Annotated in this window: 10 protein-coding genes; 7 read left to right on the top strand and 3 right to left on the bottom strand. The window is 69.9% G+C overall.

Features of this window, described 5'->3' with window-relative positions; genetic code table 11:
• The first annotated feature begins 41 nt into the window (after window positions 1-41).
• The gene (locus tag AB0D04_RS01660) at window positions 42-1676 is read left to right on the top strand and encodes an amidohydrolase (RefSeq protein ID WP_362698022.1); all 1635 of its coding nucleotides are present in this window, start codon (window positions 42-44) and stop codon (window positions 1674-1676) included.
• A 45-nt stretch (window positions 1677-1721) separates the two neighbouring features.
• Here the strand turns inward: AB0D04_RS01660 and AB0D04_RS01655 are convergent, their stop codons facing one another.
• The 3 genes from AB0D04_RS01655 to AB0D04_RS01645 form a co-directional block, all read right to left on the bottom strand.
• Entirely contained in the window at window positions 1722-2582 is an 861-nt protein-coding gene (locus AB0D04_RS01655) for a phosphatase PAP2 family protein (protein ID WP_362698019.1), read from the bottom strand.
• Window positions 2583-2730: 148 nt separating this feature from the next.
• Window positions 2731-3780, bottom strand: coding sequence for a LacI family DNA-binding transcriptional regulator (locus AB0D04_RS01650; RefSeq protein ID WP_362698016.1), 1050 nt, complete (start codon window positions 3778-3780; stop codon window positions 2731-2733).
• Window positions 3781-3805: 25 nt separating this feature from the next.
• Window positions 3806-5410, bottom strand: coding sequence for an alpha-amylase family glycosyl hydrolase (locus AB0D04_RS01645; RefSeq protein ID WP_362698013.1), 1605 nt, complete (start codon window positions 5408-5410; stop codon window positions 3806-3808).
• 223 nt (window positions 5411-5633) lie between these two features.
• Here AB0D04_RS01645 and AB0D04_RS01640 point away from each other — a divergent pair, with 223 nt between their 5' ends.
• The 6 genes from AB0D04_RS01640 to AB0D04_RS01615 all read left to right on the top strand — a co-directional run bounded on the left by AB0D04_RS01640 (window position 5634) and on the right by AB0D04_RS01615 (window position 12131).
• The gene (locus AB0D04_RS01640) at window positions 5634-6920 is read left to right on the top strand and encodes an extracellular solute-binding protein (protein ID WP_362698010.1); all 1287 of its coding nucleotides are present in this window, start codon (window positions 5634-5636) and stop codon (window positions 6918-6920) included.
• A gap of 77 nt (window positions 6921-6997) precedes the next feature.
• Window positions 6998-7876, top strand: a complete 879-nt coding sequence (locus AB0D04_RS01635) for a sugar ABC transporter permease (RefSeq protein WP_362698265.1) — start codon at window positions 6998-7000, stop codon at window positions 7874-7876.
• A gap of 47 nt (window positions 7877-7923) precedes the next feature.
• On the top strand, window positions 7924-8805 hold the full coding sequence (locus AB0D04_RS01630) for a carbohydrate ABC transporter permease (RefSeq protein WP_362698262.1): 882 nt from the start codon (window positions 7924-7926) through the stop codon (window positions 8803-8805).
• A gap of 1 nt (window position 8806) precedes the next feature.
• On the top strand, window positions 8807-10468 hold the full coding sequence (locus AB0D04_RS01625) for a glycoside hydrolase family 13 protein (protein WP_362698007.1): 1662 nt from the start codon (window positions 8807-8809) through the stop codon (window positions 10466-10468).
• Window positions 10465-11502 carry a LacI family DNA-binding transcriptional regulator gene (locus AB0D04_RS01620; protein ID WP_362698005.1) on the top strand — a complete coding sequence of 346 codons (1038 nt, stop codon included), beginning with the start codon at window positions 10465-10467 and terminating at the stop codon, window positions 11500-11502. The genes AB0D04_RS01625 and AB0D04_RS01620 overlap by 4 nt, the downstream gene beginning before the upstream one ends.
• A gap of 281 nt (window positions 11503-11783) precedes the next feature.
• Complete coding sequence (locus AB0D04_RS01615; protein WP_362698002.1) at window positions 11784-12131, top strand: hypothetical protein; 348 nt, start codon at window positions 11784-11786, stop codon at window positions 12129-12131.
• Window positions 12132-12138 lie beyond the last annotated feature (7 nt).

The raw sequence follows: 12138 nt of genomic DNA, 5'->3' as shown, positions 1-12138 counted from the left end.
GGCCCCCACCCCACCCGTACCGCACCACCCAAGGAGCTTGTATGTCCGCCCCGCTCACCGTCGCCGACATCGTCCTCACCGGCGCCCAGGTCCGTACCCTCGACCCCGCGTGCCCCACGGCCGAGGCCGTGGCGGTCAAGGACGGGCGGATCGCCGCGGTCGGTACGGAGCGGGACGTGCGGGACTGGCGCGGCGCGGGGACCGAGGTCATCGACCTGGCCGGGGCGACCCTGACCCCCGGGCTGGTCGACGGGCACAGCCATCCCGTCTGGGGCGTCGAAATGGCCACCGGCCTCGGCCTCTCCGACTGCCGTGACCTCGACGGCCTCTGCACCGCCCTGGCCGCGGCCGCCCGCGCCCTGCGCCCCGGGGAGTGGCTCACCGCCTGGGGACTGGACCACAACGTCTTCGCCGGCGCCCCGGTCCACCGCGATCTGATCGAGGACGCGCTCGGCGGCGCCCCCGCCTTCATCCGCCTCTACGACGGACACTCGGCCCTGGCCAGCGGCCGCGCCCTGGAGGCGGCAGGCGTCGACGGCCCGCGTGAGTTCGTACAGCGCGCCAGCGTCGTCTGCGACGCCGACGGCCGTCCCACCGGCCACCTCGTCGAGCACGCCGCGATGAACCTCCTGATGTCGGTGCTCCCACGTCCCACCACCGCCGACCGCCGCGCCCGCCTCCTCGGCCTCCTGGGCGAGATGGCGGCCGGCGGCCTGACCGGTGCCCACGTCATGGACATGGAGAACGACGACGTCCCCGAGCTGCTGGCGGCCATCGAGGCCGACGGCGAACTCCCCGTCCGCCTCCGCCTCGCGCCCTGGTGCATGCCCGGCATCGACAAGGCCGGCCTCGACCACCTCATCGAGCTGCAGCGCCTGGCCGGCCGCCACTGGCGGGTCGGCGGCGTGAAGTTCTTCATGGACGGCACCATCGAGGGCGGTACGGCCTGGCTGGAGCACGCCGACTGCCACGGCCAGGGCACCGACGCCTTCTGGCCGGACCCGGCGGCCTACACCCACGCCGTGCACCACCTCGCGCGCGCGGGCGTCCGCACCGCCACCCACGCCATCGGCGACGCCGCCGTACGGCACGTCCTGGACACCGTCGAGCTGCTCGGCGACGACCGGATCGGCGCCCGCTACCGCCACCGCATCGAGCACATCGAGACCGTCCCCGGCGCACAGCTCACCCGCTTCGCCCGCCTCGGCGTCGCCGCCTCCATGCAGCCCACCCACACCGCCTACACCCGCGCCGACCACACCGACGCCTGGTCACAGCGGGTCGGCGAGGAACGCGCCGCCCGCGCCTGGCGCTGCCGCGACCTGCGCGACGCCGGCGCGGTCCTGGTCCTCGGCTCCGACTGGCCGATCGCCCACCACGACCCCCGCCAGGTCCTGGCCACCGCCCGCCTCCGCCGCCCGGCAGGCGAACCCGGCATCGCTCCCGTCACCCCCGACCAGGCCCTGACCGGCCTGATGGCTCTGGAGGGCTGCACGTCCCACGCCGCCCTCGCCGCCGGCGAGGAGTCGGCGGCGGGCCGCATCACCCCCGGCTTCCGCGCCGACCTCACGGCTCTCGCCGTCGACCCGGTCACCGCCCCGGCCGACGAGCTGGGCACCGCCCCCGTACGTCTGACGATGACGGGCGGGCATGTCGTGCACCGCGAGGCGAGCTGACCGCGCGGGCAGTGACAGGGGCGCGGAACGATCGGCCCCGCCCCCTCACCCCGCCCTGAGCAGATTCACATCCGGCGCCGTCACGTAACGGGCCAGCCGGTGCGGCAGCATGCCGTACCACCCCAGCGCCATCGTGAACCCGAAGGTCAGGCAGAGGACGCCGCCGATCGCGTCGAGCCAGAAGTGGTTGGCGGTGGAGACGATGACCAGCAGCGTCACGGTGGGGTAGAGCAGCCCCAGGATGCGGGCCCACAGCGGCCTTGCCAGCATGGCGATGGTGATGCCGCACCACAGGGACCAGCCGATGTGCATCGACGGCATCGCGGCGTACTGGTTGGACATCGAGGCGAGGTTGCCGGACGCCATCGAGCCCCAGGTGTCGTGCTGGACGACGGTGTCGACAAAGCCGCCGGCGGGCATCAGCCGGGGCGGCGCCAACGGGTAGAAGTAGTAGCCGATCAGCGCCACTCCGGTGGTCGCGAAGAGTGCCAGCCGGGCGGCGGCATAGCGGCCCGGATGCCAGTGGTAGAGCCAGATCAGCACGCCGATCGTCACGACGAAGTGCAGGGTCGCGTAGTAGTAGTTCATCGTCACGATCAGCCACGTCACCGAATTCACCGCGTGGTTGACGGTGTGCTCGACAGCGATGCCCAGGGAGTGCTCGGCCTGCCAGATCCAGTCGGCGTTCCGCAGCGCCTTCGCCTTCTGCTCGGGTACGGCGTTGCGGATGAGCGAGTACGTCCAGTAACTCACCGCGATCAGCAGGATCTCGACCCACAGTCGCGGTGCACGAGGGGTGCGCAGCCGGGCCCATCGGCGGCCGCTCGACGGGCGGTCCGCGCTCCCCTCAGGAGGTGACGGGGTGGTCGGCCGACCGTCCAAAGTCCTCACATGCGCATCACCCATAGGCAGACAGTCTGCCAGAAACGGGCGTGTCGTCGATCATTCTTCGGTCGGGTATTCGAAGGTCTGTATCCCTCTTGGGACGGATGCCGGACCCCTGTAACCCTGAGGGGAACCGGCGGAAAAACCGGGGAAATCCCCGATACCCGTCTCAGGGGGTACGGGCAGGTTTCGGCACCCTCGCCGTCTTCGGGACCGACGCCGTCGAACCGCGCACCACCAGTTCCGGATGGAAGACGAACTCACTGTGCGGCGCCGGGGTACCGCCGATCTCCTCCAGCAGCGCCCGTACGGCCGCCTGCCCCATCGCCGTCACCGGCTGCCGGATCGTGGTCAGCGGTGGATCGGTGAAGGCGATCAGCGGGGAGTCGTCGAAGCCGACCACGGACATCTCGCCCGGTACGTCCAGCTGCCGCTGCCGCGCCGCACGGATCGCGCCGAGCGCCATCATGTCGCTGGCGCAGACAATGGCCGTGACCCCGCGGTCGATCAGCGCATGGGCCGCGGCCTGACCGCCCTCCAGGGTGTAGAGGGAGTGCTGGATGAGCGGGCCCACCTCGGCCGGGCTCAGGTCCAGCCGCTCCTGCATGCTGCGGGCGAAGCCCGCGATCTTGCGCTGTACGGGAACGAACCGCTCGGGCCCGAGCGCCAGCCCGATCCGCCGGTGGCCGAGCGCGGTGAGGTGGGTGACCGCCAGATCGACCGCGGCCCGGTCGTCGGGGGAGATGAACGGCGCCTGCACCTTGTCGGAGAAGCCGTTGATGAGGACGAACGGCACGCCCTGGCCGCGCAGCTGCGCATAGCGCTGCATATCGGCGGAGGTGTCGGCGTGCAGCCCGGAGACGAAGATGATGCCGGCGACACCGCGGTCCACCAGCATCTCGGTCAGCTCGTCCTCGGTGGAGCCGCCCGGCGTCTGCGTCGCGAGGACCGGCGTATAGCCCTGGCGGGTCAGCGCCTGCCCGATGACCTGGGCGAAGGCCGGGAAAATGGGGTTCTCCAGCTCGGGTGTGATCAGCCCGACCAGGCCCGCGCTGCGCTGCCGCAGCCGTACCGGGCGTTCATAGCCCAGCACATCGAGGGCGGCCAGCACCAACTGGCGGGTGGTGGCGGAGACACCGGGTTTTCCGTTGAGAACCCGGCTGACGGTGGCCTCGCTGACACCCGCCTGTGCTGCGATATCGGAGAGCCGGGCGGTCATGGGACGGGACTGTACCGGGCGCATGTCAGATTGCCCACCAGGTGCAGCTGTCCCCGGGGACCACGGCCGAGCCGCCGTCGACGGTCACCGGGGCGCTGGAGACCAGCGGCCGTCCGGGCAGCGGGAATTCGACGAGGTGGGGGAGGAGGCTGACCGTGCAGAGCAGACCGGGGCGGCGGAAGGCGAGCAGTCCCTTGGGGGCGGGCTGCCAGCTCAGCTCGCCGTCGCCCAGGCCCGGCAGGCGGCGGCGGAGGTCGAGGGCGGTGCGGTAGAGCTCCAGGGTGGAGGACGGGTCACCGGTCTGCGCCTCGACGGTCAGCCGGCGCCAGTCGGCGGGCTGCGGCAGCCAGCTGCCGCCGGGCCCGAAGCCGTACGGGGGCAGCTCGCCGGACCAGGGGAGGGGCACGCGGCAGCCGTCACGGAAACCGTCCTGGCCGTTGGCGCGGAAGAAGGAGGGGTCCTGGCGGACGTGGTCGGGGAGGTCGGTGACCTCGGGGAGACCGAGTTCTTCGCCTTGGTAGATGTAGACGGAGCCGGGGAGGGCGAGCATGAGGAGGGCGGCGGCGCGGGCGCGGTCGAGGCCGCCGCCGAGGCGGGTGCGGTGGCGTACGACGTCGTGGTTGGACAGGACCCAGGTGGCGGGGGCGCCGACCGGGCGCATCGCGTCGAGAGAGGCGTCGATGACCGCGCGGAGGTCGGCCGCGTCCCAAGTAGCGTTCAGGTAAGGGAAGTTGAAGGCCTGGTGCAGCTCGTCGGGGCGTACGTACAGTGCCAGCCGTTCGGCGCTGGGGGCCCAGGCCTCGGCGACGCCGACCACCTCCTTGCCGTGGGCGTCGCCGTATCCGTCGAGCAGTTGCCGCCAGGAGCGGTGGATGGCGTGCACGCCGTCCTGGTCGAAGAAGGGGAGGACCTGGCTGCCGATGAGCTTGGCCTGTTCGCCGCGGCCGATGTCCGGCAGGCCGGGTGCCTTGACCATGCCGTGCGCGACATCGACCCGGAAGCCGTCGACCCCCAGGTCCAGCCAGAAGCGCAGGATGTCCGCGAATTCGGCGTGGACATCGGGGTTGTCCCAGTTCAGGTCGGGCTGTTCGGGGGCGAAGAGGTGGAGGTACCAGTCGCCCCGCTCGGTACGGGTCCAGGCGGGGCCGCCGAAGACCGACTCCCAGTCGTTGGGCGGGAGCTCACCCCGCTCGCCCTTGCCGGGGCGGAAGACATAGCGCTGCCGGGAGAGCTCGGGGTCCTGGAACCAGGGGTGGCGGTCGGAGGTGTGGTTGGGGACGATGTCGACGATCACCCGCAGGCCCGCGTCATGGGCGGCGCGGATCAGGTCCCGGGCGTCGTCGAGGCTGCCGAAGAGCGGGTCGACGGCGCGGTAGTCGGCGACGTCGTAGCCGCCGTCGGCCTGGGGTGAGGCGTAGAACGGGGTGAGCCAGACGGCGTCCACACCCAGCGCCTTGAGGTACGGCAGCTTCCCGCAGGCGCCGCGCAGATCGCCGATGCCGTCGCCGTCGCTGTCGGCGAACGAGCGGACGTAGATCTGGTAGATGACCGCGTCCCGCCACCATCCGGAACCTCGGCGTGGTGCGGGGGCCCGGGGGGCGGGGCTGGGGGTGGTGAGCTCCTGGGTCATCTGCCGTCCCTGTCGAGGTCAAGAGGCCTTGGTGCCTTCACGGAGTCAACGCTCGGGCGGGCGCGGGGTGACGTGTCCAGGGGGCCGTATGGGTGCCCTTCCGGCCATCTCGCTGAAATTTCTTCCAGTGAGCTTGCAGCAATTTGCCGCAAAGTCTTTCGGTTTTTTTGCAGCGCTGTTACGTTCCTGACCGCCATCTACGGCGATCCCCAAAGGAGTTCACATGCGGCGTGGCATACCTGGCATCCGTGGTATCACCGCCACCGCGCTGGTAGCAGGCCTGGCGCTGGCGGCGAGCGGGTGCGGCGGGGGTGACGGCGGCGGCAGTGCCGACAGCGGCGGCGAACTGTCCGGAACCGTTACCTTCTGGGACACCTCCAACGACGCGGAGAAGGCGACCTACCGCAAGCTTGCCGAGGGCTTTCAGAAGGAACACCCCAAGGTCCACGTTCAGTATGTGAACGTTCCGTTCGGTGACGCCAACGCCAAGTTCAAGAACGCCGCGGGCGGCAACTCCGGCGCCCCCGATGTGATGCGCACCGACGTCGCCTGGGTCGCCGACTTCGCCAACCTCGGCTACCTCGCCCCCCTGGACGGCACCCCCGCCCTCGACAAGACCGGCGACTACCTCCCGCAGGCCGTCGGCTCCACCAAGTTCAAGGGCAAGACCTACGCCGCACCCCAGGTCATCGACACCCTCGGCCTCTTCTACAACAAGAAGCTCCTCAAGGACGCGGGCGTCGGCGTGCCCAAGACCTTTGCCGAGCTGAAGGCCGCCGCCAAGAAGATCAAGGCCAAGACCGGCGCCACCGCCCTCTACCTGCGCGGCGACGACCCCTACTGGTTCCTGCCCTACCTCTACGGCGAGGGCGGCACCACCATCGACGCCCGCTCGAAGACCGTGCAGATCGACAATGCCGCGGGCGTGAAGGCCTTCGCGGCCATCAAGGACCTGGTCGACTCCAAGGCCGCCGTCACCGACGCCACCGACGGCCAGGAGAACCAGCTCAAGGCCCTCAAGGACGGCAAGGTCGCGATGGCGGTCGACGGCCCCTGGGACATCGAGGGCGCCCGCGCGGGCGAGGCCTTCAAGGACAAGAAGAACCTCGGCGTCGCCCCCGTACCGGCGGGCAGCGTGAAGCAAGGATCACCGCAAGGCGGCTGGAACCTTTCCGTATACGCCGGCAGCAAGAACCTTCAGGCCTCTTACGCCTTCGTGAAGTACATGAGCTCGGCCAAGGTCCAGCAGGAGACCACCCAGAAGCTGAGCCTGCTGCCCACCCGCAAGTCCGTATACGCCGTACCGGCCGTCAAGAACAACGAGATGGTGAAGTTCTTCAAGCCCGCCGTCGACGGTGCCGTCCAGCGTCCCTGGATCGCCGAGGGCAACTCCCTCTTCGAGCCGATCAAGGTCCAGATGAACAAGGTGCTCACCGGCGCCGCCACGCCCGAGCAGGCCGCCAAGGCGACCGGCGCCGCCTACCGGAAGCTGCTCAAGGACTACAAGTGACCCTCGCTGTACGGGAACGGGCCGGCGCCGGGGGACGGGTGCGCCGGGCCCTCGGCACCCACTGGTACGCCTGGACGATGGTGGCCCCGGTCGTCGTCGTCATCGGAGTGATCATCGGCTACCCGCTGGTGCGCGGCGTCTTCCTCTCCCTCACCGACGCCAACGAAGCCAATGTCCAGCGCGACATCGGCGTCAACCACATCCCCGCCACCTACAAGTTCACCGGCCTCGACAACTACCGGACGGTGCTCTCCGACGGGGTCTTCTGGGACCGCCTCGGCTGGACCGTCGTATGGACCGTCGCCTGCGTGGCGCTCACGTTCCTGCTCGGCCTGACCCTGGCGAACATGCTCAACCGGAAGCTCCGGGGCCGCACCTTCTACCGCCTTGCACTGATCCTGCCCTGGGCCATCCCTGCCTTCATCTCCGTCTTCACCTGGCGAATGCTCTACAACGAGAAGAACGGCATCCTCAACAAGCTGCTGGCCGGCGGCGGCATCGACGCCGTGCCCTGGCTCAACGACCCGACCTGGGCGAAACTTTCGGTCATCGCCGTCAACGTCTGGCTGGGCGTGCCCTTCATGCTCGTCACGCTCCTCGGCGGTCTCCAGTCCATCCCCGGCGAGCTGTACGAGGCCGCCGAAATGGACGGCGCACGTCCCTGGCAGCGCTTCCGCCACATCACCATGCCGGGGCTGCGGGCCGTCAGCAGCACCGTCATCCTGCTCTCCACCATCTGGACCTTCAACATGTTCCCGGTGATCTTCCTGCTCACCAGGGGCGGCCCCGGCGACGCCACCGAAATCCTGGTGACCTACGCCTACCGGCTCTCCTTCGTCGACAGCCCCCGCAACTTCTCCGAGTCCGCGGCCTGGGGCGTCCTCATCCTCGTCCTGCTCTCGGCCGTCGCGGTCGTCTACCGCCGGGCGCTGCGCAAGCAGGGAGAGGTGTGGTGACCATGTCCAGCAAGCCCGCAACGAGCAGTGCGGAATCCCGCAAGCCCATGCCGCGCAAGCCCGCAGCCGGCAAGCCCGCAGCCGGTAAGCCCGCAACCCGTAAGCGCAACCAGCGTCACCCGCTGGCGTCCGTCGGACTGCACGCCGCCCTCGCGCTGACGGCCGTCATCGCCGTCTTCCCGCCCCTCTGGCTGCTGATCACGTCCTTCAAACCCAAGAACGACGCCTTCTCCACCAGCCCCGTCACCCACTTCACGGTCGCCAACTACACCCATGTACTGGCCGACACCGCATTCCTGACCTGGTTCCAGAACTCGGTCATCGTCGTCGGCCTGACCACCGTCATCGGCGTCTTCATCGCAGCCACCACCGGCTACGCCGTCAGCCGCTTCCGCTTCCCCGGTATGCGCCCGCTGATGTGGCTGCTGCTGATCACCCAGATGTTCCCGGTGGCCGTACTGATCGTGCCGCTCTACAACCTGATGGCGACCCTGGGCCTGCTCAACCAGCCCGCCGGCCTCGTCATCACCTACCTGACCATCGCCGTCCCGTTCTGCGCCTGGATGATGAAGGGCTTCTTCGACACCATCCCGGTGGAGATCGACGAAGCGGGACGCGTCGACGGCCTCAACCCCTTCGGCACCTTCTGGCGGCTCGTCGTGCCGCTGGCCCGCCCCGGCCTCGCCGTCACCGGCTTCTACACCTTCGTCACCGCCTGGGCCGAGGTCGCCTACGCCTCCGCCTTCATGACCGGCGAGGAGAACCTGACGCTGGCGGGTGGCCTGCAGACCTTCGTCAACCAGTACACCAACGACTGGGGTTCGATGACCGCCGCCGCCGTGATCATCGCCGTACCGGCCGCGCTCGTCTTCGCCTTCGCCCAGCGCCACCTCGTCTCCGGTCTGACCGCCGGCACCACCAAGGGATGACATGACCGACCAGCACAACGTCACTCCTGCCACCGACTGGTGGCGCGATGCGGTGATCTACCAGGTCTATCCGCGCAGCTTCGCCGACGGCAACGGCGACGGCATGGGGGACCTGGCCGGCATCCGCAGCCGCCTGCCGTATCTCCGCGATCTGGGGGTGGACGCCGTCTGGCTCAGCCCCTTCTATGCCTCCCCGCAGGCCGACGGCGGCTATGACGTCGCCGACTACCGCGCCATCGACCCGATGTTCGGCACCCTCGCGGACGCCGAGGCCGTCATCGCCGACGCCCATGACCTGGGCCTGCGCATCATCGTCGACATCGTTCCCAACCACTGCTCCGACCAGCACGAATGGTTCCGTCGGGCGGTGGCCGAGGGCCCGGGATCGGTCGCCCGTGAGCGCTTCCACTTCCGTAAGGGACGCGGCGACAACGGCGAACTCCCGCCCAACGACTGGGAGTCCATCTTCGGCGGCCCCGCCTGGACCCGCCTCCCCGACGGTGAGTGGTATCTCCACCTCTTCGCCCCCGAACAGCCCGACTTCAACTGGGAACACCCCGCCGTCCAGGACGAGTTCCGCTCCATCCTCCGCTTCTGGCTGGACCTGGGCGTCGACGGCTTCCGGGTGGACGTCGCCCACGGCCTCGTCAAGGCCGCCGGCCTGCCCGACACGGGCCACGGCGAACAGCTCAAACTCCTCGGTCATCACGTTCTCCCCTTCTTCGACCAGGACGGCGTGCACGACGTCTACCGCTCCTGGCGCACCGTCCTCGACGAGTACGAGGGCGACCGCATCGCCGTCGCCGAGGCCTGGACCCCCACTGCCGAACGCACCGCCCTCTACCTCCGTCCCGACGAACTCCACCAGGCCTTCAACTTCCATTACCTGAACACCGGTTGGGACGCACCCGACCTCCGCGCGGTCATCGACGAGTCCCTCGACGCGATGCGCCCGGTCGGCGCCCCCGCCACCTGGGTCCTGTCCAACCACGACGTCGTACGCCACCGCACCCGCCTCGGCGGCAGCCTCGACCGCGCCCGCGCCGCCGCCCTCCTCATGCTCGCCCTGCCCGGCTCGGCGTACATCTACCAGGGCGAAGAACTCGGCCTTCCTGAGGTCACCGACCTCCCCGACGACGTCCGCCAGGACCCCTCCTTCTTCCGCGCCAACGGCCAGGACGGCCTCCGTGACGGCTGCCGCGTGCCCCTCCCGTGGTCCGGCGAGCTGCCCCCGTACGGCTTCGGCGACACCGGCACCTGGCTGCCCCAGCCCGCCGACTGGGCCCGGCTCACCGTCCAGGCACAGACCGGCGACCCCGACTCCACCCTGGAGCTCTACCGCACCGCCCTCGACCTCCGCCGCCGCCACCCCGGCCTGGGCGCGGGCAACACCGTCGAGTGGCTCGACGCCCCCGACGGCGTCCTGGCCTTCCGCCGCCCCGGCGGCCTGGTCTGCACCGTCAACACCACTCAGGCGGCGGTGACGCTGCCCGAGCCCCCCGGCCGCGTCCTCCTCTCATCCCGTCATCTTTCGGCCCCCTCCCCCCTCTCCACTTCCTCCCCCCTCTCCACTTCCTCTCCCCTCTCCACATCCCGTCATCAGTTGAACACCGCGGGTGACTGTGTGGTTGCAGCCGACACCACCGTCTGGTGGGAGGAGTGACCCTGCCGACACCCCGCACCACCCCGCGCCTGTCCGACATCGCCGCCCAGGCGCGGGTCAGCGAGGCCACCGCCAGCCGCGTCCTCAACGGCAAGGCAGGCGTTGCGGCGAGCACCCGGCAACGCGTGCTCGCCGCCCTCGACGTCCTCGGCTACGAACGCCCCGTACGCCTGAAACGGCGCAGCGCGGGCCTGGTGGGCCTCGTCATCCCCGAACTCACCAACCCGATCTTCCCGGCCTTCGCCCAGATCATCGAGCAGTCCCTGGCCGGCCACGGCTACACACCGGTCCTGTGCACCCAGATGCCCGGCGGCGCCACCGAGGACGAACTCGTCGAGCAGCTCGAGGAACGCGGCGTCACCGGCATCGTCTTCCTCTCCGGCCTGCACGCCGACACCAGCGCCGACCCGTCCCGCTACACCCGTCTGACCTCGCGAGGAGTCCCGTACGTCCTGATCAACGGCTACAACGACCGCATCGACGCGCCCTTCGTCTCACCCGACGACGGCGCCGCGGCCCGGATGGCCGTACGCCACCTGGCCGAGCTGGGGCACGAACGCATCGGCCTCGCCGTAGGACCCGCCCGCTACGTGCCCTCCCGCCGCAAGGCCGAGGGCTTTGCGGCGGCGCTGGAGGGGTCGTTCGGCCTGTCGAGGGGGCAGGCCGAACGGCGCATCCAGCACACCCTGTTCAGCGTCGAGGGCGGCCACGCCGCGGCCGCCGCTCTGCTGGACGACGGCTGTACGGGCATCGTCTGCGGCAGCGACCTGATGGCACTCGGCGTCGTCCGCGCGGCCCGCCAACGGGGCCTCGACGTCCCCGGCCACCTCTCCGTCGTCGGCTTCGACGACTCGCAGCTCATCGCCTTCACCGACCCACCGCTGACCACGGTGCGACAGCCGGTGCAGGCGATGGCCACCGCCGCGGTGGGCGCGCTGATCGAGGAGATCCAGGGAAATCCCGTACAGCGCACCGAGTTCGTCTTTCAGCCGGAATTGGTCGTACGGGGGTCGACCGGGCCGGTCCGTGCATGACCTCCGGAGCCGCGCGCGGACACGCATCCCTGGTCCGATCCAGTGGCTCAAGGCGTGTCCGCCGCGGGTGTCGCGTGGCGCAGGAGGGAATCCGGTTCAATCCGTCCGTCGGACGGATCGTCAGACGGAACTTCAGAGGGATCTGCGGTGCCCCCGGCACCGCACGTCAGAAGCGGAGCCCGGCCTTGGCACCTGTACAGAACGGCGTTTACGCGATCACCCGCCCCCAGGAGCAGATGCTCACCCTGCAAGACGGGAGCTCTGAACCAGGAGCGCCTGCAGTGCTCCTTCCGCCCAACGGCAACCCGGGCGATCAGGAGTGGGAAGTGCAGTCCGCCAGCAACGGCAACTGCACGATCCGCAACCTCAGATCCGGGACGTACGTCGGCTACAACGGCGATCCGCAACCGAACATGCAGGTGGCCGGCTATGGGGAGCCGCGCGAATGGGTCCTCCAGCAGAGCGCGGAGCCTTTCAGCTTCCACATCGTCGTTCCCGGGGGCCCGGTCGACGGCCAGGAGCTGGCCCTGGACCTCAGCCTGTTGCGGATTTTCCCGCCCCGTATCGCCGTGCGGCCCCTGGAGGTCAACGATCAGCGACAGGCGTGGTACTTCGAGTTCCACGAGTAGAGCCGGC

Origin of the sequence: Streptomyces sp. NPDC048483 (assembly GCF_040651455.1) — a bacterium.
Taxonomy (GTDB): domain Bacteria; phylum Actinomycetota; class Actinomycetes; order Streptomycetales; family Streptomycetaceae; genus Streptomyces.
This window is presented reverse-complemented; position numbering and strand designations above follow the sequence as displayed.